Annotated in this window: 15 protein-coding genes; 6 read left to right on the forward strand and 9 right to left on the reverse strand. The window is 71.9% G+C overall.

Annotated elements, in window-relative coordinates:
• Positions 1 to 38: 38 nt before the first annotated feature.
• A complete protein-coding gene (locus AXW62_RS02795; protein WP_060943085.1) occupies positions 39 to 734 on the reverse strand; it encodes a hypothetical protein in 696 nt (231 codons plus the stop codon).
• Between the two features lie 652 nt (positions 735 to 1,386).
• Between AXW62_RS02795 and AXW62_RS02800 the strand changes: the two genes are divergently transcribed.
• Positions 1,387 to 3,864 (forward strand): SdrD B-like domain-containing protein, encoded by a 2,478-nt coding sequence (locus tag AXW62_RS02800; protein WP_060943073.1) that lies wholly within the window; start codon positions 1,387 to 1,389, stop codon positions 3,862 to 3,864.
• A 137-nt stretch (positions 3,865 to 4,001) separates the two neighbouring features.
• Here AXW62_RS02800 and AXW62_RS02805 read toward each other — a convergent pair whose 3' ends face one another.
• The gene (locus AXW62_RS02805) at positions 4,002 to 4,973 is read right to left on the reverse strand and encodes a pirin family protein (protein WP_060943074.1); all 972 of its coding nucleotides are present in this window, start codon (positions 4,971 to 4,973) and stop codon (positions 4,002 to 4,004) included.
• 182 nt (positions 4,974 to 5,155) lie between these two features.
• Complete coding sequence (locus tag AXW62_RS02810; protein WP_059143804.1) at positions 5,156 to 5,653, reverse strand: SseB family protein; 498 nt, start codon at positions 5,651 to 5,653, stop codon at positions 5,156 to 5,158.
• A 137-nt stretch (positions 5,654 to 5,790) separates the two neighbouring features.
• On the opposite strand from AXW62_RS02810, the gene AXW62_RS02815 reads away from it, so the two are divergent.
• Positions 5,791 to 7,617, forward strand: coding sequence for an acyl-CoA dehydrogenase (locus AXW62_RS02815; protein ID WP_060943075.1), 1,827 nt, complete (start codon positions 5,791 to 5,793; stop codon positions 7,615 to 7,617).
• Positions 7,618 to 7,709: 92 nt separating this feature from the next.
• On the opposite strand, the gene AXW62_RS02820 is transcribed toward AXW62_RS02815, so the two are convergent.
• Both AXW62_RS02820 and AXW62_RS02825 read right to left on the reverse strand, forming a co-directional pair.
• Positions 7,710 to 8,078 (reverse strand): hypothetical protein, encoded by a 369-nt coding sequence (locus AXW62_RS02820; RefSeq protein ID WP_037645688.1) that lies wholly within the window; start codon positions 8,076 to 8,078, stop codon positions 7,710 to 7,712.
• 17 nt (positions 8,079 to 8,095) lie between these two features.
• On the reverse strand, positions 8,096 to 8,851 hold the full coding sequence (locus tag AXW62_RS02825; RefSeq protein ID WP_060943076.1) for a TNT domain-containing protein: 756 nt from the start codon (positions 8,849 to 8,851) through the stop codon (positions 8,096 to 8,098).
• A 182-nt stretch (positions 8,852 to 9,033) separates the two neighbouring features.
• On the opposite strand from AXW62_RS02825, the gene AXW62_RS02830 reads away from it, so the two are divergent.
• From AXW62_RS02830 to AXW62_RS02840, 3 genes are all read left to right on the forward strand, one after another.
• The gene (locus AXW62_RS02830) at positions 9,034 to 10,323 is read left to right on the forward strand and encodes a M18 family aminopeptidase (RefSeq protein WP_030827969.1); all 1,290 of its coding nucleotides are present in this window, start codon (positions 9,034 to 9,036) and stop codon (positions 10,321 to 10,323) included.
• A 1-nt stretch (position 10,324) separates the two neighbouring features.
• A complete protein-coding gene (locus tag AXW62_RS02835; protein WP_060943077.1) occupies positions 10,325 to 12,295 on the forward strand; it encodes an AfsR/SARP family transcriptional regulator in 1,971 nt (656 codons plus the stop codon).
• Positions 12,296 to 12,418: 123 nt separating this feature from the next.
• Positions 12,419 to 13,105 (forward strand): DUF4232 domain-containing protein, encoded by a 687-nt coding sequence (locus tag AXW62_RS02840; RefSeq protein ID WP_060943078.1) that lies wholly within the window; start codon positions 12,419 to 12,421, stop codon positions 13,103 to 13,105.
• A gap of 401 nt (positions 13,106 to 13,506) precedes the next feature.
• Here the strand turns inward: AXW62_RS02840 and AXW62_RS02845 are convergent, their stop codons facing one another.
• Positions 13,507 to 15,336 (reverse strand): NHL domain-containing thioredoxin family protein, encoded by a 1,830-nt coding sequence (locus AXW62_RS02845; RefSeq protein ID WP_060943079.1) that lies wholly within the window; start codon positions 15,334 to 15,336, stop codon positions 13,507 to 13,509.
• Between the two features lie 246 nt (positions 15,337 to 15,582).
• Here AXW62_RS02845 and AXW62_RS02850 point away from each other — a divergent pair, with 246 nt between their 5' ends.
• A complete protein-coding gene (locus tag AXW62_RS02850; RefSeq protein ID WP_060943080.1) occupies positions 15,583 to 16,407 on the forward strand; it encodes a maleylpyruvate isomerase family mycothiol-dependent enzyme in 825 nt (274 codons plus the stop codon).
• A gap of 235 nt (positions 16,408 to 16,642) precedes the next feature.
• On the opposite strand, the gene AXW62_RS02855 is transcribed toward AXW62_RS02850, so the two are convergent.
• The 3 genes from AXW62_RS02855 to AXW62_RS02865 form a co-directional block, all read right to left on the reverse strand.
• Complete coding sequence (locus AXW62_RS02855; RefSeq protein WP_060943081.1) at positions 16,643 to 17,938, reverse strand: MFS transporter; 1,296 nt, start codon at positions 17,936 to 17,938, stop codon at positions 16,643 to 16,645.
• Complete coding sequence (locus AXW62_RS02860) at positions 17,935 to 18,594, reverse strand: GntR family transcriptional regulator (RefSeq protein WP_060943086.1); 660 nt, start codon at positions 18,592 to 18,594, stop codon at positions 17,935 to 17,937. The genes AXW62_RS02855 and AXW62_RS02860 overlap by 4 nt, the downstream gene beginning before the upstream one ends.
• A gap of 227 nt (positions 18,595 to 18,821) precedes the next feature.
• The coding region (locus tag AXW62_RS02865; protein ID WP_060943082.1) for a dihydrolipoamide acetyltransferase family protein at positions 18,822 to 19,775 on the reverse strand (954 nt) is incomplete at its 5' end.

Below are 19,775 nucleotides of genomic sequence, written 5' to 3' on the forward strand. Positions count from 1 at the left end.
CGCGGTGGCTTCCGCTCCGTTTCCAGTCCCCGACCCTACTAGCGCGCCGGGGTGAGTCCGGGTACCGGCCGGACCGGCACGTACCTGTGGGTGTCGAAATCGATGACCACCGGCTGCGACGCGGACGCGACGCCGACGCGCACCCGGTACATGGTGCCGTCCGAGCCGATCCAGTAGCGCACGTCGCTCGGGTCGGTACTCGGGGCGGCACCGGACGTGGCACGGGCGCTCGGCCCGGTCATGATGTCCACCCGATGGCCGTCCAACCGGTCCCGGCCCACCCAGGCGGCACCGTTCTGCGGCAGCAGTTCGGCGTTGTCCGGCCGGTCGCTGCCCAGCTTCAGCGCGATGGACAGCGTGCTGTCCAGCGAACTGCCGTACCTCTGCAGCGGACGGTTGTACCAGCCCGACTCCGGCGGCCGTGCCGGGGCCTTCGCCGGAGGGTTCGCCATCGGGTGGACCGACACGGTGGTGGCCGTCCACGCGATCAGCCCGTCGCTGGAGGTGTCGCGCCCGGTGCCGCGCACCGCGCCGTAGCCCCTCCCGCCGCGGTAGTCGATGGATCCGGTGATGGTCAGCCCGCCGGCGGTGCCCGGTACATCGATCGTCACGGCGCGCCCGCCCGCCTGGTAGTTGCGGAACCGCGTGACCGCCAGAAGGTTGGCCTGGTCCGAGGTCAAGGCCCTGGGACCGGTGGAGTCGGAGCCGCTGTCGAGGACCAGGACCGTGGCCACCGCGACGGCCACCCCGCCGATGGCGGCCGCCACCCAGCGCGCCCGCGGCCACCGGCGCCGGGCCGCCGCGCGCCGTGGGAAACCCTGCTTGGCACCCCTCACACGGCGCATTGCTAACACTTTCCGACCATTCATCCCCTGCTCCCCCCGATCTTGGCGCGCACCCGGTACAGTATCGTCCCTGGTGGGACGGTTCAGGACGACTATTCAGACTCTTGTCTGAAAGAGCGACTCCGATAGGCGTTCGAAGCCAAGGGGAAGCGAGGACGAGTGCGACTGGCCTGGGGAAGGCATTTCCGACTCCCTGAATTCGCCGCATCCGCCAAGATGACCACGAACGACCGGACTCCCGATCCAGTCACGATACGCGGATCCTCACGGCCGCCGTCACGCGCGGTGGACTCCGCGTCAATTCCCCAGGACAATAAGGAAAAGGGCCCACCGAAACAGCGGTGGGCGTTTTTTCATGGCCGGAGTGTCACCCGGGTCGGGAAGCGGACGTGCAACTACCGAGCGGGTGTTCGGTTCACATGACGAGGGGAGCGTTATGGCTGTGAGAAGAGTGGCAAGAAGCGCACACCGACCAGCCGGGAAACGTACCGGCCCACTGGCACGGGCGGGCTTATCCGTTTTCCTGCTGGCGGGCAGCGCCATGGGGGCGACGGCCGGGACCGCCACCGCCGCGGCCGGCGACGGAACATTGACCGTCCAGGTGCTGAGGGATTTCTTCGGCACCGGCGTGATCAACACGACCATGGATGTGCCGCAGCGGGGCATGAAGGTCGCGGTAACCGACCCTGACGGCCATCGGGTCACCGGCACCACGGACGCCACCGGAAAGGTGGTGGTCGCGCAGTCGACCGAGCTGACCGGCGGCCAGTACCGCGTCGATGTCACCATTCCGTCGCCGTACCGGGATTATCTGCAGGCGGCACCGGCCTCGACGGCGGAAAACCACTTCGACAGCTTCACCACGTTCGTGGACGTGTCGGACGGCAAGGACGACTCGGTGATCACGGGGGTCTGGGACCCGGCCGACTACGCCCTGCCGGAGACCCGGTATTTCGTACCGATCCAGAACGGCGCCGGCGGGAATGACACCCGGGCACTCGTGGCGTTCGGGACGGACAAACGAGGTACGTGTCCCGGCGACGCGGAGTGCCCGACCGTCCTCAACACGCAGGACCAGGTGGGCACGACGTTCGCGCTGGCCTACGACAAGTACAAGCAGCGGATGTTCCAGGGCGCGTTCGCCCGGCGGTACACCCCGTACGGGCCGGAGGGCGGTGACGCGATCTACACCACGCCGACCAACGGCGGCGGCGCGCCGACCCTGTTCGCGAAGGTGCCGGGCGCCGCGGAGACGCCGCACGACGGCAGCAACATGATCAAGGACGCCGGGTTCACCGACGCGCCGGGCAAGGAAAGCATCGGCGGCCTGGCCCTGTCCGAGGACGGCTCGACGCTCTACGCGGTGAACCTGCTGACCCGGAGCCTGGTCAGCTTCGACGCGACCGGGACCACCGCGTCCGCGCCCAAGGCGACGGTGCGCATCCCGGACCCGGGGTGCGCGAGCTCCGGCGACTGGCGGCCGTTCGGTCTTCAGGCCCACGACAACAAGCTGTACGTGGGCGGTGTGTGCAGCGCAGAGAGCACACAGAAGCGGGAAGACCTGAAGGCCGTCGTCTACACCTACGACGGGTCGCGGTTCGACACGGTGCTGACCCAGCCGCTCACCGCCAAGCGCGGCTCCGTCTTCGGTTCCAACGACGTCGACCAGGCCACCCACTGGAACCCGTGGAACACCTCCCTGGACACGTGGGACACGCGGAAGGTGGGCAACGTCTTCATCGATCCGCAGCCGGAGCTCGCCTCCCTCGCCTTCACCCGCGACGGTTCGATGATCCTCGGTTTCCGCGACCGGTTCATGGACGTCGTGGCCTGGGGCGGACTGGACCCGAGGCCGGACAACAACGACCCCGAAAGCGGCATGGCCGGCGGCGACATCAACATGGCCTGCGCCACTCCCACCGGTGGGTACGCGTGGGAAGGCACCGGGGACTGCCCCAACCACGCCGACCCCGCCACCGATGGCGGCGAGGACCCAAGTGTCGTCGAGTACTTCCCGGGCGACTTCTACGGCAACGGAGTTCACGCGGAGACCGCGCTGGGGTCGGTGGCCTACATTCCGCAGCAGCAGTGGGTCATCAGCACGGAGTTCGACCCGGTCGTCAACGTGGCCACCTCCGGGACCGGTTACTACGACGTCACGACCGGTCAGGGCCCGGGCAACGCTCCGACCGCCAACGGGTACCAGTTCGTCAGTCAGGCACAGAGCGCGTTCGGCAAGGCCGGCGGGCTGGGCGATGTCGCCTATGAGGCGGCGAACGCGCCGATCCAGATCGGCAACCGGGTGTGGTTCGACGGCGACCACAACGGGATCCAGGATCCCGAGGGCGTCAATGAGGTACCGCTGCCGGACGCGACGGTCAACCTGCTGGACGAGAGCGGCAAGCAGGTCGCCACGACCAAGACCGACGCCGCCGGCGAGTACTACTTCGGCGGAGTCGGCGCCGAGTACGAGCTGACGCCGGGCGCGAAGTACACGGTGCAGTTCAATGTGTGCACCGCGGACACCAGCGATGTGCCGACCCAGCCGACGGCCGACGAGCTGCGGTTCACCCTCCCCCGGGCCGGTGCCAACCGGGCACACGACTCGAACGTGACCCCGCCGAAGACCGGGCGGCTGTGCAACGGCTACGCACCTGTCACGGCGCCCGAAAAGCCAGGAGGGGTGGATCACACGATCGACGCGGGCGTGTACATCCCCAAGGAGGAGCCGCCGGCGACGACGCCTCCGACCACCCCGCCGCCGTCGTCCGAGTCGCCGACCCCTGAGCCGCCCGGGTCGGTGCCGCCCGGATCCGCACCGCCCGGGGCCATTCCGGCCGGGTCCGTGCCCAACAAGCCGATCCCCCAGACCGGCTCGGGCTCAGATTCAGGTTCAGGTTCACTGGCCCACACGGGTACGTCCGGCATGGTGAAGATCGCCTCCCTCAGTGCCCTGCTGCTCGGTACCGGCGCGGCATTGGCGTTCGCGGTCCGGAAGCGTCGCGCCGGGCAGCACTGAGACAACCCGGGCAACACCGGCACAACCGTGAGACACCGTAGAAAGTGAGCACGAGCGAGCCCCGTCCGTATCCGGACGGGGCTCGTTCGCATGCGCTTCCCGGGCGGCCCTACGGCCGCACAGGCTCCCGGCGAGTCCTACAGTCCGCCCTCGGACATTCCGTGCACGGTGGGGATCGTGCCGAGCCGCCCCTTCTGGAAGTCCTCGAACGCCTGCTGGAGCTCTGCCCTGGTGTTCATGACAAACGGGCCGTAGTGGGCCATGGGCTCACGGATCGGCCGGCCGCCGAGGAGGACGACCTCCAGGTCCGGCGTGTGCGCGTCCTGCTCCTCGTCCGCCCGGACGGTCAGCGCGGACCCGGCACCGAAGACGGCGGTCTGCCCGAGGTGGACCGGGCGGCGCTCGGCACCGGCCGCACCGCGGCCCGCCAGGACGTACGCCAGGGCGTTGAAGTCCTCCCGCCACGGCAGCGTGACCTCCGCGCCCGGCGCCAGCGTCGCGTGGATCATCGTGATCGGGGTGTGCGTGATGCCGGGGCCCTGGTGGCCGTCCAGCTCGCCGGCGATGACGCGCAGCAGCGCCCCGCCGTCGGCGGAGGTGAGCAGCTTGATCTTGGCGCCGCCGATGTCCTGGTAGCGCGGCGGCATCATCTTGTGCTCCCGCGGCAGGTTCACCCACAGCTGGAGCCCGTGGAAGAGGCCGCCGGACATCACCAGGGACTCCGGCGGGGCCTCTATGTGCAGCAGCCCGGAGCCGGCCGTCATCCACTGGGTGTCGCCGTCGTTGATCGTGCCACCGCCGCCGTGCGAGTCCTGGTGCACGAAGGTGCCGTCGATCAGGTAGGTGACGGTCTCGAAGCCGCGGTGGGGGTGCCAGGGGGTGCCCTTGGGCTCACCCGGCGCGTACTCCACCTCGCCCATCTGGTCCATCATGATGAACGGGTCCAGGTGCCGGTAGTCGACTCCGGCGAACGCCCGGCGCACCGGGAAGCCCTCGCCCTCGAGGCCGCTGGGAGCGGTGGTGACGGCGAGCGCGGGGCGCTGCCGTGCCTCGGTGGGTGCCGCGACGCGCGGCAGGGTCAGAGGGTTCTCTACGGTCACTGCGGGCATGACGGCCTCCTAGGTCGTTCACCGTTCAACTTAATTGAACGGTGAACGACCCGCAAGAGGACCCTCGCCTCGCGCGAGCACCCCGCGAGGCGAGCGGCGACATCAAGAAGCCGTCGGATCCACCGGACCCATCCGGCCTACCGGGCCTATCGGGCTTAAAGGGCTTTCCCTCCCCGCCCGGCCTACCCGTACATACGCCTCATGGCGAAGTCCACCATCTGCTCCACCGCCTTCGCGTCGAAGACGATCCGGTGCTCGCCCTCCATGTCGAGGACGAAGCCGTAGCCGGTGGGCAGCAGGTCGATCACCTCGGCCCCGGTGATCACGAAGTACTTGGACTCCTTGCCCGCGTACCTCCGCAGCTCCTTGAGGGAGGTGAACATGGGGATCACCGGCTGCTGGGTGTTGTGCAGCGCCAGGAAGCCGGGGTTGTCGCCGCGCGGGCAGTAGACCTTCGACCCCGCGAAGATCTGCTGGAAGTCCTCGGCCGACATCGAACCGGTGGTGAAGGCGCGCACCGCGTCGGCGAGCGACGGCGGTGAGGGCTCCGGGTAGAGCGGCTGCTGGCCGTAGCCCGCACCCGCCTGCGCGTGATGTGACGCATGCGGCTGCTGTTGCGGCGGAGGTGGCGGAGCGGCGTAACCCTGCCCTGCGCTCGCGTTCTGGTCGTAGCCGTACATGCGCAGAAGCGTACTGAGTCACAGTTGCCCGGTTGAGGGTTGCCCTTTATTACCCACGGGTAGCATCATGTCGACAGCTGATCTGACACGCGTCAACGCAGAGGTCCCTGCCTCCCGATCCTTACGGAGCCGTCGCCATGGGGCACTACAAGTCGAATCTCCGCGACATCGAGTTCAACCTGTTCGAGGTGCTCGGACGCGACACGGTGTACGGCACCGGCCCGTTCGCGGAGATGGACGTCGAGACCGCCAAGAGCGTGCTCGCCGAGATAGCCCGGCTCTCCGAGCACGAGCTGGCCGAGAGCTACGCCGACGCCGACCGCAACCCGCCCGTCTTCGACCCCGCCACCCACACGGCGCCGCTCCCGGAGTCCTTCAAGAAGAGCTACCGGGCCTACATGGAGGCCGAGTGGTGGCGGCTCGGCGTGCCGGAGTCGCTCGGCGGCACGGTCTGCCCCCGCTCGCTGCTGTGGGCCTCGGCCGAGACGATCCTCGGCTCCAACGCCCCGGTCTGGATGTACGCCTCGGGTCCGTCCTTCGCGGGGGTCCTCCACGAGGAGGGCAACGAGGAGCAGCAGAAGATCGCCGAGCGGATGGTGGAGCGGCAGTGGGGCTCCACCATGGTGCTGACCGAGCCGGACGCGGGGTCCGACGTCGGCGCGGGCCGCACCAAGGCGGTCCAGCAGGAGGACGGCAGCTGGCACATCGAGGGTGTGAAGCGGTTCATCACCTCCGGTGAGCACGACCTCTCCGACAACATCATCCACTTCGTGCTGGCCCGGCCCGAGGGCGCCGGCCCCGGCACCAAGGGGCTGTCGCTCTTCATCGTCCCCAAGTACGACTTCGACTGGGACACCGGTGAGCTGGGAGCGCGCAACGGCGTCTACGCCACCAACGTCGAGCACAAGATGGGCCTGCGGGTCTCCAACACCTGCGAGCTGACCTTCGGCGCCGACCACCCGGCCAAGGGCTGGCTGCTGGGCGAGAAGCACGACGGCATCCGGCAGATGTTCAAGATCATCGAGTTCGCCCGGATGATGGTCGGCACCAAGGCCATGGCCACCCTCTCCACCGGCTACCTCAACGCGCTGGAGTACGCCAAGGAGCGGGTGCAGGGCCCGGACCTGGCGGCCTTCACCGACAAGACCGCCCCGCGCGTCACCATCACCCACCACCCGGACGTGCGTCGCTCGCTGATGACGCAGAAGGCGTACGCGGAGGGCCTGCGCGCGCTGGTCCTCTACACCGCCTCCGTCCAGGACGCGATCATGGTCAAGGAGGCCGCGGGCGAGGACGCCACCGCCCTCAGCCGCCTCAACGACCTGCTGCTGCCGATCGTCAAGGGCTACGGCTCGGAGAAGGCGTACGAGCAGCTGGCGCAGTCCCTCCAGACCATCGGCGGCTCCGGCTACCTCCAGGAGTACCCGCTGGAGCAGTACATCCGGGACGCCAAGATCGACACGCTCTACGAGGGCACCACCGCCATCCAGGGCCAGGACTACTTCTTCCGCAAGATCGTCCGGGACCAGGGCCAGGCGCTGACCGCGATCTCCGAGGAGATCAAGAAGTTCCTGGCCGAGGCCGCCGGCGGCGAGGAGCTGGAGGCCGCCCGCGACCAGCTGGCCCGCGCCGCGGTGGACCTGGAGGCGATCGTCGGTGCGATGCTCACCGACCTGGCCGCCACCGAGCAGGACATCAGCTCGATCTACAAGGTCGGTCTCAACTCCACCCGGCTGCTGCTGGCCTCCGGCGATGTGATCATCGGCTATCTGCTCCTCAAGGGCGCGGCCGTCGCCGCCGAGAAGCTGGGCACCGCCTCCGCGAAGGACCGGTCCTTCTACGCGGGCAAGATCGCCGCCGCGAAGTTCTTCGCCCACGAGGTGCTGCCGGGCGTCTCGGTGCAGCGCTCGCTGGCCGAGTCGGTCGACAAGGGGCTGATGGACCTCGACGAGTCGGCGTTCTGAGGGGTCTTCAGGCTCCTCCCTCGTCCGGCCCGGGGGCCGGCCGTCCCCTCCTCCAGCGGGGCGGCCGGCCCCCGGGTCCGCTGTGCCCGCCGTCATCGCTCCCGCTCACCGGGCGGCCGCTCCCGCAGGGCCCGCTCGACCTCCTCCCGGGCCCGCCGCCGGAGCTCCTCACCCCGCGCCAGGTACTCCTCGACCGTCCCGGCCCGGCCCTCCGGCGGGCGCGGGCGGGCCCTGAGCTTCGCCAGCAGATCCCGGCACGCCTCGTCCTCCGTGGCGAACCGGCTGGTGTCCCGGTCCCGGGAGCGCTCCCGCAGCCCGGTCTCCCAGCCGCCGTCCGGGGCGGGCCGCAGGAAGTAGTAGGCGTCGGGCTGGACCTGGATGTCCCGCACTCCCGGGAGGTCGTACAGCGCCTCCGGCACCCGCTCGTCGCGGAGGGTCCTGAGGAGTTCCGCTCTGTCCACCGGTCCAGCATCCGCCCTCAGTTGAGCGGACGCAGATTACCGGCCGCCACCAGCTGGGGGATCGAAGGACCGGTCAGATACTGGATCCCGCCGCCGGGTTGCCCGAACCAGGGCCGGATGGGGCCGGCCTCGACCAGGAAGGGCTGGGTGACCTCGTAGAGGTGATAGCCGTGGGGATACGCCGGATCGTAGGTGTCGAGGTTGCTGGGCGGCAGCGCGCGCTCCGCGTAGGGCGTGCCTGCCGGGGCGAGGAAGTGGCCGAAACCACTGCCGAAGAGATCGACCCGCTGACCGGCCTTCAGCCTGATCGTGGTGTGCAGCGGCGTCCCGTTGAGCAGGTTCCAGCCGTCCGGGTACGGGTACCACCAGCCGTTCGTCGCCTCGTCCCAGTAGCAGGCGAGGAACGCGGAGGCGGAGGGGAAGTGGTCGAGCCGTTCGTAGCCTTCGAGCATCCGCCCGATCGCGCCGCCGCGGGGGAGCTGGGCGGGGCCGAGCCGCCAGTCACCCTGGTAGTAGCGCTCCCGCGGAGGATTGGGTGCGGTACTGGTCCCCCCGATGCGGTCCGTGGTGGGACAGGGAGGATGACCCTTGCCCTCACCGTCCGCGCCGCCCTCCGGACGCGGAGCGGACGAGGGCGCGGCTGCCGGCTCCGGGGCGGCCACGGGGGCGAGCCCCGCGGCGAGGTCCGTGACGGGCTGCGCCACGGCCGGCCCGCCGCCGCACAGCAGCAGCAGCGATCCCAGGACGACAAGCAGGTGTCGAAGAACGCGCATCCGGTATCCCCTCGAGTACGACTCAGTGCGGCGTTGCTCGGTCACGGGGAATATCGACCGATTCTCCCGACTTCTCGCCTTACCTGACGACCTTTCATCAGATTGGATCAACGCGACCCCACAGACGGCCGCCGCGGCCCGCACCAGGACGAGCCGGCCCGTGACGAATCTATGCTGAGTACATGAGCGCACATCCCGGCATCGACCGCGGCCACACCGACGACCTGATGTCCTTCCTCCGCGCCAGCCCCTCGCCGTACCACGCGGTGGCGAACGCCGCGGAGCGGCTGGAGAAGGCCGGGTTCCGGCAGGTCGAGGAAACCGCCCCCTGGGACGGTGAGGCCGGCGGACGGTTCGTGCTGCGCGGCGGCGCGATCATCGCCTGGTACGTACCGGACGGAGCGAGCCCCGCCACTCCGTACCGCATTGTCGGCGCTCACACCGACTCTCCCAATCTGCGGGTCAAGCCGATCCCCGACACCGGTGCGCACGGCTGGAGACAGATCGCCGTCGAGATCTACGGCGGGGTGCTGCTCAACACCTGGCTCGACCGCGACCTCGGGATTTCCGGCCGGCTCACCCTCAGGGACGGCACCCACCATCTCGTCACCGTGGACCGGCCGCTGCTGAGGGTCCCCCAGCTCGCCGTGCACCTCGACCGGTCCGTCAACACCGAGGGCCTCAAGCTCGACAAGCAGCGCCACATGACGCCCGTCTGGGGGCTCGGCGGCGTCGAGGAGGGCGATCTGATCCGCTTCGTCGCCGAGGAGACCGGTGTCGCGGCCGACGAGATCGCCGGCTGGGACCTGATGACGCACAGCGTCGAGCCGCCCGCCTACCTCGGCCGGGACCGCGAGCTGGTCGCCGGGCCCCGGATGGACAACCTGGTGTCCGTGCACGCCGGGACGGCCGCGCTCATCGCCGCCACCCACGGCGAGCTGCCGTACATCCCCGTGCTGGCCGCCTTCGACCACGAGGAAAACGGCAGCCAGTCCGACACCGGCGCCGACGGCCCGCTGCTCGGCACGGTGCTGGAGCGCTCGGTCTTCGCCCGCGGCGGCACCTACGAGGACCGGGCCCGCGCCTTCGCCGGCACCGTCTGCCTGTCCTCCGACACCGGCCACGCCGTCCACCCCAACTACGCCGAGCGCCACGAGCCGGGCCACCACCCCCGGCCCAACGGCGGCCCGATCCTCAAGGTCAACGTCAACCAGCGGTACGCCACCGACGGCGCCGGGCGGGCCGTCTTCGCCGCCGCCTGCGAGCGCGCCGGAGTGCCCTGGCAGAGCTTCGTCTCCCATAACTCGATGCCGTGCGGCACCACGATCGGCCCGATCACCGCCGCCCGGCACGGCATCGCCACTGTCGACATCGGCATCGCCATCCTGTCCATGCACTCGGCCCGGGAACTGTGCGGAGCACAGGACCCCCGGCTGCTGGCCAAGGCACTGCACGCGTTTCTGGGGGCTTGAGTTGGACTTCTCCCTGCTGGGTCCGGTGACCGTCACCACCGGGCCGTCGGCGGCGCCCGTCGAGCTCCCGCTCGGCCCCGCCAAACGGCGCAGCGTGCTCGCCATGCTGCTGCTGCGCCCCAACGCCACGGTGTCCGTGGAACAGTTGATATCCAGCCTGTGGGAGGACGAGCCGCCCGCCCACGCCCGGACCGTCATCCAGGGCCATGTCTCACGGCTGCGCGCCGCCCTGGCCGAGGGCGGCGCCGAGGACCACGGCGTGGAGCTGACCACCCACAGCTCCGCCTATCTGCTGCGGATACCCGAGGCCCTGATCGACACCCAGCGCTTCGACCAGCTGACCGCCCAGGCCAGCCCGGAGTCCGCCCCCGGCGAGGCCGTCCAGCTGCTGAACCAGGCGCTCGGCCTGTGGCGCGGCCCGGCGCTCACCGGGACCGTGGCCAGCCCGCCGTTCGCGGCGGCCGCGCACGCCCTGGAGGAGCGGCGGCTGAGCGCCGTGGAGGCCCTGGCACGGGCGCACGAGGGCCTGGGCGAGCACGAGCAGGCGGTGCGCGTCCTGCACCCCGCCGCCGTCGCCAACCCGCTGCGCGAGGGGCTGATCGCCGCCCTGATGCTGGCGCTCTACCGCTCCGGGCGGCAGTCCGACGCCATCGCCTGGTTCCACCGCACCCGGCAGCTGCTCGACGACGACCTGGGGGTCGATCCGGGCCAGCGGCTGACCGCCGCGTACCAGGAGATCCTGCGGGCGGCCCCCACCGCCGACGGGCCGCAGGGCGGCCCGGAGAGCGGGGGGCAGCCGGGCGTCCAGCAGGCGCCGCCCACCCCCTCGCACCAGCCGTCCGCGGCGGCCTCGGCCCCCGCGCCCGTCCCCGAGCTGCTCCCCCGGCCCCCCGCGGGCTTCCACGGCCGGGTCGCGGAACTGGCCGAGCTGAGCCGGCTGGCCCTGGGCACCGACGCAGCGGGCCAGGGTGGCGCGGCCGGCGGCACCGGCGGCTATCCCCAGGAGGGCGGTATCGCGCTGCTCACCGGGCCCGCCGGGGTCGGCAAGACCGGTCTGGCGGTCCACTGGGGCCATGCCCACGCCACCGCCTTCCCCGACGGACGGCTCTTCGCGGATCTGCGCGGCTTCAGCGGCGGCGAGGCGGCGGTGCCCGCCGAGGTGCTGCGCGAGTTCCTGCTCGCCCTGGGCACCCCGGCCGAGCAGATCCCCACCTCCCCCGAGGCCGCCTCCGCGCTGTACCGCTCGCTGACCACGCGCCGCCGGCTGCTGGTCGTGCTGGACAACGCGGGCAGCTCCGCCCAGGTACGGCCACTGCTGCCCGGCGGCCCGCACTGCGCCACGCTGGTCACCAGCCGCAGCCGGCTGGACGGGCTGATCGCCACCGACGCCGCCCGCCCGGTACGGCTGCACGCCCTCGGCACCGAGGACGGGGTGGGCCTGCTGGGCACCCTGCTGGGGCCCGCGCGGGTCGCCGAGGACCCGGAGGCCGCACGGGAGCTGGTGGCGCTGTGCGACGGGCTGCCGCTGGCGCTGCGCGCCGCCTCCGCCCAGCTGGTGGCCCGGCCCCGCTGGCGGCTGGCCCGGCTGGCCACCGCGCTGCGCGACGAGCGCCGCCGGCTGGCCCTGCTGTCGGCCGAGGACACCGGGGTGGCCGCCGCGCTGCGCAACTCCGTGGCCCGGCTCTCGGCGGACGACGCGCAGCTGCTGCGGGCCCTGGGCGCCGGGTTCGCGCGGGAGGTCAACACCGCCGAGGCGGCCGCGCTGTCGGGGGCGGATCCGGAGCTGATCCAGGACTCCCTGGACCGGCTCGCGGAGATGCACCTGCTGGACGAGGAGGCCACCAACCGCTACGTCATGAGCGACCTGGTGAAGCTCTTCGCCCAGGGCGACGGGAGCGGACGGGGCGACGGCCCCGGCGGGGCGTCCGGCCTGCCCTCCGGCGAGCCGCCACAGGGGCCCGACCAATCGTGAACAAGGGGGCGTTAGCGGGGCGTTAGCGGGGCGGCAGCGGTTCACCAGCCGAACGGCAGCGGGTCCGGACAGGCTTGAGCCGTACCGGAAGACACCCGAAGGTCCGCTGGGGGGAGAACCGCCATGCCGCTCACCACCGCTCGCATCGCGCACCGCGCCGGCACCCTGCGCTCGGTCGCGGCCGGACTGACGGTCGTCGCCGCGGGCATCACCCTCGCGGCGTGCGGCACCGCCGACGCGTCGGGCGTGAAGACGGCCGGCGCGGCGGACAGCGTGGCCGCGGCCGTCCCCACCGCCCATGAGGACGGCACCCGGCAGGCCGCGCGGGGCACGGTGGCGGACGGCGGCGCCGACGCCGGGGCCCAGGGCGGCCTGCGGGCCGACGGCGGCACCGGGGAGGAGCCCGGCGCCTGCGACCTCGACACGATGTCGGTCAGCGTCACCTCCGTCCCCCAGCCGGCCAACCACCTGCTGATGGAGATCACCAACCAGTCCGGAGCGCCCTGCCGCCTCACCGGCTTCCCCGTGGTGCGGTTCGGCGACGCGCGGTCGGCCGTACCGGCGGACGGGAACACCCGGCCGCAGACGGCCGTCACGCTGGCCCCCGGCGAGAGCGGTTACGCGGGCCTCACCAGCTCCGCGGCGAACGTCCCGGCCGGCGGTGGCCGGACCGCCGCCGGGATGACCGTGGCGCTCCCCGGTGGGCAGAGCCGCCACACCGTCGATCTGCCGGGCGACGCGGTGGAGGTCGGCGACGGGGCCGAGGTCGGCTACTGGCAGAGCGACGCCTCCGACGCCCTGCTCTGGTGACCGCCCGTCACCCCCGCCCCGGCGCTCCGGCGCCCGCGTGGCCTTCCGCTCCGCCGACCGCCCGGCCCGGGAGCCGCTCGTCGCCGGGTCGGATGGACGGCCCGGCCCGGGGCCGTACGAATCGCCCGGCCCCGGGCCACTGAGCCGGACAGGTAGCCGTCTCCCCCCGGCTGCCTGCCCCCGGACGGCCCCCGCTTCGGCGGGGGCCGTCTCATCATGTCCGCGCGGCACCGCCGTACTGTCCGCGCGGCACCGCCGTCCTGTCCGCACGGCACCGCCGGTGGCCGTGCTGATGGACCGGTCCGTGGAGCTGGTGGTGGCGCTGCTGGGGGTGGTCAAGGCGGCGGGGCGTACGTACCGCTGGGCCGCCAGTCCGCCAGGCCGCCAGACGCCGTCAGGGCCTACGCGTCCATCCCGGCGAGCACCAGCGGCAGCCGGGTCGCGCCGCCCTCGGCGACCCGCACCGGGACGCCCCAGTCCTGCTGGTGCACATGGCACGCCGGGTACGCGTTGGCCGGGTCGTCGTCGCAGGATGCGGCCATGGCCGAGACGTGCAGCACGCCCTCGGTCACGCCCTGCGCGAGGACGAGTTCGCGGCTCAGGTCCGTGCCCGCGCCGTCGCCTCCGGCCAGCAGTTCGGGCGGGGTGGAGCTGACCAGCAGCCGGGTGGAGGGTCCGTAGCGGGTGTCCAGCTTCTGCCCGTCGGGCGCCCGGAAGACCACGTCCAGCCGGAGCGTCCCCGGGGCGATGTCGGTCGCGGCGCGCTGGGTGCGGTGTGCCACCGCCTCGACCCGCACGGCCTCCTCCGGCAGCCGCAGCCGGGTCAGCCGGTGCCGGGCGGACTCCACCACGACGATGTCGTCGTCGGCCAGGACCGCGCCGGAGGGCTCGCGCAGATCGGTGGCGAGCGTGGTGACCTCGCCGGTGGCCGGGTCGTAGCGGCGCAGCGCGTGGTTGTAGGTGTCCGAGATCGCCACCGAGCCGTCGGGCAGCGCGGTGACGCCCAGCGGATGCTGGAGCAGCGCCTGGCCGGCGGCGCCGTCCCGGTGGCCGAAATCGAAGAGTCCGGTGCCGACGGCGGTACGGACGGCGAACCCGTCGTCCGTACCGCCGTCACCGGCGCGCTCCACGTACCGCACCGCGGACGTCTCCGAGTCCGCGACCCACAGCCGGTCGCCGGCCGCGGCGAGCCCGGAAGGCTGGGCGAACCACGCCTCCTCGGCGGGGCCGTCGACCAGGCCCTCGTTGGTGGTCCCGGCGGCGGCCCGTACGGTCCCGGCCGCCGGGTCGTAGGTCCACAGCTGGTGGACGCCCGCCATGGCGATCCACAGCCGGTCGGCGAACCAGGCCACGTCCCAGGGGGAGGACAGGTCCACCTCCCGGGCGGGCCCCTCGGCCGGTGCCCCCTGCCACCACTGGCGGCCGGTCCCGGCGAGCGTGGTGACCTCGCCGGTGGCCGGGTCGTAGCGGCGCAGCGCGTGGTTGACGGTGTCGGCGACGGCCACGGTGCCGTCGGGGAGCAGGGCGAGCCCCTGGGGCTCGCTGAACCGGGCCAGCTCGCCCGTGCCGTCGATGAGGCCGCGCTCGCCCGCGCCGATCCGCCGCACCACGCTCTCGCCGTCCGCCGCCAGCTCCACCAGCTGGTGGCGGGTGGTGTCCGAGACCAGGAAGGTGCCGCCGGGCAGCAGCAGCGCCTTACCGGGGAAGCGCAGCTCGGTGGGGACCGGCTCGGGGGGCACATACGGGCCGTCGCCGCGCCGCAGGGTGCCCTTGGCGGCGTGCTCGGCCTCCAGCTGCCCCACGAGGGTCTCCAGGGCGTGCGCGTGGCCCTCGCCCGCGTGCTGGGCGACCACATAGCCCTCGGGGTCGATGACGACCAGGGTGGGCCAGGCCCGTACCGCGTAACTCTTCCAGGTGGCCAGCTCGGGGTCGTCGAGGACCGGGTGGTGCACCTCGTAGCGCTCGACCGCGTCCACGACCGCCTGGTGCTCGGCCTCGTGGACGAACTTCGGCGAGTGCACCCCGATGATCACCACGGTGTCGCGGTGCTTCTCCTCCAGCTCGCGCAGCTCGTCCAGGACGTGCAGACAGTTCACACAACAGAACGTCCAGAAGTCGAGAATGACGACACGTCCCCGCAGGTCGGCGAGGGTGAGGGCGTTACCGCCGGTATTGAGCCAGCCGCCCCGGCCGATCAGCTCGGGGGCGCGGACGCGTGCACGTGGAGCCATACCCCCATCAAACATCAGTTCCGGTCATGCCATTCCCGCCACCCCCTGAAGGGATTTTGACGGACGCGTCCGGTTTTGTCCCGTCATGAGGGCGAGGCGGGCGCACACTACCACCGCCGGCAGGCCGCTGACCGCCGATCCGGGCCTACGATCAGACCCGAAAGCACTGCCCGTGCGCTCGTGGGCAGCGTAACTTGAACGCACACACCAGCACCCAGCCCGCGTACCAACCGCCCGAGGGGTCCCGTGACCGTCCATCCCAGCCTTCAGAACTCCATCGACGCCTGGACCCACTCCATCGACGCGATATCGGAGTTGGTCAACCCGCTCGCGGAGAGTGAGTGGAACCGCGCCACCGAGTGCCCGGGATGGTCGGTGCGGGATGTCGTCTCCCATGTGATCGGGCTCGAGTGCGAGATGCTCGGCGACCCCCGCCCCATCCACCCGTTGCCGCGGGACCTGTTCCACGTCACCAGCGAGCTGTCGCGGTACATGGAGGTCCAGGTCGACGTCCGGCGCTGCCACACCGCACCCGAGATGACCTCCGAGCTGGAGTACACCGTCATCCGGCGCAACCGCCAGCTGCGGAACGAGAAGCGGGCCCCGGACGCCAAGGTGCGCTGGCCCGGTGGCGGCGAGGTGACCCTGGAGGAGGCCCTGACCCGGCGGGCCTTCGACATCTGGGTGCACGAGCAGGATCTGCGCCGGGCCCTGAACCAGCCCGGCAACCTGGACTCGCCGGGCGCCTCGATCACCCGGGACGTGCTGCTGGCGGCGCTGCCGAAGGTGGTCGCCAAGGACGCGGGCGCGGCACCCCACTCGGCCGTCGTCCTCGATGTGAGCGGCCCGCTGGAGTTCATGCGCACCGTCCGGGTCGACGCGGACGGCAGGGGGACCATCGACGGCAGCGTCTCGCTCGGGCCGACGGTCACCTTCACCCTGGACTGGGAGACCTACGTCCGGCTGGCCTGCGGGCGGGTGCGGCCCGAGGCCGTCTCGGACCGGCTGAAGATCGAGGGCGATCAGCAGCTGGCGGAGGCGATCCTCGCGCACTTCGCGATCACGCCGTAGCGCCCCGGAGCGCCTGGAGCCCCGTGAGCCCCCTGAGCCCCTGAGCCCCTGAGCCCCTGGAGCGTCGCGCCGTGGCGCCCCGGAGCCCGTAGCGGGTGATGCCAGGGTGATGCCCGCCCCGGGCCCCTGGGACACGCCGTAGCGCCCCGGCGCGCCCATAGAGGCGCGCCCATAGAGGGTGGTGCCGTAGCGCCCACGCGCCCCCGGAGCGTCGCGCCGGGAAGCTCCCTGGTGATCACGCCGGTACGTGCACCGCCTCGACACGGCTCGCGACCACGCGCTCGCGCTCCCGGCGGTGCGCCTGACCGCGCAGCCGCAGGATCTGGGTGACGCCGAGCGCCTGCAGCACGAACACCGAGGCGAACGCGATCCGGAAGTCGTGCCCGGTCAGGTCCAGCAGGACGCCGATGGCCAGCAGGGTGGTCATCGAGGCCGTGAAGCCGCCCATGTTGACGATCCCGGACGCGGTGCCGCTCCGCTCCGGCGGATTCGCGGGCCGGGCGAAGTCGAAGCCGATCATCGACGCGGGCCCGCAGGCGCCGAGCACCACGCACAGGACCACCAGCAGCCACATCGGCGCGTGGTCGGACGGCCAGACCAGCACGGTGCCCCACAGCAGCGCGGTGGCGCCGACCGTGCCGAGGGCCAGCGGGGCGCGGGCGGCGTGGTGCCGGGCGATGACCTGCCCGTAGACCAGGCCGACCGCCATGTTGGACAGCACCACGAGGGTCAGCAGCCGGCCCGCGGTCGCGCGGGACAGCCCCTCCGCCTCGACCAGGAACGGCATCCCCCACAGCAGCAGGAAGACCATCGCCGGGAACTGGGTGGTGAAGTGCACCCACATGCCGAGCCGGGTGCCGGGCTCGCGCCATGCCTCCGCGATCTGCCGGCGGACGTAGCCGCCGCCCCGGTGCGCGGCGGGCGCGGGCTCGAAGCCCTTCGGGTGGTCCTCGAGGAAGAACAGCACCAGGACGAAGACGGCCACCCCGCCCAGCGCGCTGCCCGCGAAGGTCGCGGTCCAGCCGGCGCCGTGCAGCGCCCGCGCGATCACCAGGGTGGAGACGAGGTTGCCCGCCATGCCGAAGAGCGCGGCGATCTGGGCGATGAGCGGGCCCCGGCGGGCCGGGAACCAGCGCGAGCCGAGCCGCAGCACGCTGATGAAGGTCATCGCGTCACCGCAGCCGAGCAGCGCCCGGGAGAACAGCGCCATGGCGTACGAGTGGGAGAGCGCGAAGCCGAACTGCCCCAGGGTGAAGAGCAGCACGCCGAGCATGAGCACCTTACGGGTGCCGAGACGGTCGACCATGAGTCCGACCGGTATCTGCATCCCGGCGTAGACCAGCACCTGCAGGATGGAGAAGGTGGACAGCGCGGAGGCGTTGACGTGGAAGCGCTCGGCGGCGTCGATACCGGCGACGCCGAGGCTGGTGCGATAGGTGATGGCGACGAAGTAGACGGCGACGCCCAGGCCCCATACGGCGACGGCCCGACGGCCGCCGGGCGGGTCCCCGGGCAACCGGGCCGAGGTCATCGCACCTCACCCCGGGCGAGGTTGTTCACCCAGCTGATGTGGCGCTGCACCAGGCCGGAGGCGAACGCGGCGTCCCCGGCGCGCAGCGCCTGGAGGATCTCCGTGTGCTCGGTGATGTTCTTGGCGATGCGGTCGGGTTCGGCGTGCATGGTGGCCACGCCCATCCGCAGCTGGCGGTCCCTCAGCTGGTCGTACAGGTGCGCCAGGATGCTGTTTCCGGCCGCCCGGACGATCTCCACGTGGAAGCAGCGGTCGGTGACCGCGAAGGCGGCCAGGTCCCCGGCCGCCGCGTGCAGCTTCTGCTCCTCCAGCAGCTCCTCGAGCCGGCCCAGCAGCTGCGGCCCGGCCGGGACGACCTTGACGACCGCGTGCTGCTCCACCAGCAGCCGGGTCTCGACCACGTCCGCGATCTCCTGGGCGGAGACGGGCAGCACCAGGGCGCCCTTCTTCGGGTAGAGCTTGAGCAGCCCCTCGACCTCCAGGCGCAGCAGGGCCTCCCGGACGGGTGTGCGGGAGACCCCGACGGCGTCGGCGAGTTCGCCTTCGCTCAGCAGGGTGCCGCCCTCGTAGCGGCGGTCGAGGACGGCTTGTTTGACGTGGTGGTAGACGCGTTCGGCGGCAGCGGGCGGCTTGGTGGCCGTATCGGCGGGACTCATGATGCGCACATCATAGATACAAGATGGATGCGCACTCATCCCCCGTCCGCGATGCGGACGGGGGATGGACGCCCATTGCGCTCGGGTGCCCCGCTGTGATGGCGAGTGAGCCGAAGGGGCGCGCCTGTGTCGAAAGGGAGACGCGCGCAGGGAGCGAGGTACGAGTGACCGAGCACGCCGACCGTCGACACAGGCTTTTGCGCCCCGGAGGCGAACCGAGCCGAAAATCAGGTCCAGGTGATCAGCCGCTTGGGGCGCTCCAGGACGGCCGCGACGTCCGCGAGCACCTTGGAGCCCAGTTCGCCGTCGACCAGCCGGTGGTCGAAGGAGAGCGCGAGCGTGGTCACCTGACGCGGTTTGACCTTGCCCTTGTGGACCCACGGCTGGAGCTTGACGGCTCCGAAGGCGAGGATCGCGGACTCCCCGGGGTTGAGGAGCGGGGTGCCGGTGTCGACGCCGAAGACGCCGACGTTGGTGATGGTGACCGTGCCGCCGGACATCGCGGCCGGGCTGGTCTTGCCCTCCCGTGCGGTCGCGACCAGCTCGCCCAGGGCGGACGCCAGTTCGGGCAGGGTCTTGGCATGCGCGTCCTTGATGTTGGGGACGATCAGCCCGCGCGGTGTGGCCGCCGCGATGCCCAGATTGACGTAGTCCTTGTAGACGATCTCCTGGTTGTCCTCGTCCCAGGTGGCGTTGATGTCCGGGTTGCGCCGGATGGCCACCAGCAGGGCCTTGGCGACCAGCAGCAGCGGGTTGACCCGCAGCCCGGCCATCTCCGGGTCCTGCTTGAGGTCGGCGACGAGCTTCATCGTGCGGGTGACGTCGACCGTCACGAACTCGGTCACATGCGGTGCGGTGAAGGCGCTGTTGACCATCGCCTGTGCGGTGGCCTTCCGCACGCCCTTCACCGGCACCCGACGCTCGCGGCCCCCGGTGGCCGGGGCCGGGGCCGCCACGGGCGCCTCCTGGACCGCCTGGACGGCCTCGGCGGCGGCGTGGACGTCCTCGCGGGTGATGATCCCGTCCGGTCCGCTCGGGGTGACCGTCTCCAGGGCGATGCCCAGGTCCTTGGCGAGCTTGCGGACCGGGGGCTTGGCCAGCGGCCGGGCGGTCCTGGCGCTGCCGTTCAGCTCGGACGCGGGCTCGGGGCGCGCGGGGGCCGCCGGGGCCGCCGGGGCGGG

The organism is Streptomyces hygroscopicus subsp. hygroscopicus, from assembly GCF_001553455.1.
Lineage (GTDB): Bacteria > Actinomycetota > Actinomycetes > Streptomycetales > Streptomycetaceae > Streptomyces > Streptomyces hygroscopicus.

Bases quoted from the DNA above. Each gene is read 5' to 3' on its own strand.
- AXW62_RS02825 (WP_060943076.1), bottom strand. From the start codon at position 8,851: ATGCGCGTTCTTCGACACCTGCTTGTCGTCCTGGGATCGCTGCTGCTG.
- AXW62_RS02845 (WP_060943079.1), bottom strand. From the start codon at position 15,336: ATGGCTCCACGTGCACGCGTCCGCGCCCCCGAGCTGATCGGCCGGGGC.
- AXW62_RS02805 (WP_060943074.1), bottom strand. From the start codon at position 4,973: ATGCCCGCAGTGACCGTAGAGAACCCTCTGACCCTGCCGCGCGTCGCG.
- AXW62_RS02860 (WP_060943086.1), bottom strand. From the start codon at position 18,594: ATGAGTCCCGCCGATACGGCCACCAAGCCGCCCGCTGCCGCCGAACGC.
- AXW62_RS02800 (WP_060943073.1), top strand. From the start codon at position 1,387: ATGGGGGCGACGGCCGGGACCGCCACCGCCGCGGCCGGCGACGGAACA.
- AXW62_RS02815 (WP_060943075.1), top strand. From the start codon at position 5,791: ATGGGGCACTACAAGTCGAATCTCCGCGACATCGAGTTCAACCTGTTC.
- AXW62_RS02855 (WP_060943081.1), bottom strand. From the start codon at position 17,938: ATGACCTCGGCCCGGTTGCCCGGGGACCCGCCCGGCGGCCGTCGGGCC.
- AXW62_RS02810 (WP_059143804.1), bottom strand. From the start codon at position 5,653: ATGTACGGCTACGACCAGAACGCGAGCGCAGGGCAGGGTTACGCCGCT.
- AXW62_RS02840 (WP_060943078.1), top strand. From the start codon at position 12,419: ATGCCGCTCACCACCGCTCGCATCGCGCACCGCGCCGGCACCCTGCGC.
- AXW62_RS02830 (WP_030827969.1), top strand. From the start codon at position 9,034: ATGAGCGCACATCCCGGCATCGACCGCGGCCACACCGACGACCTGATG.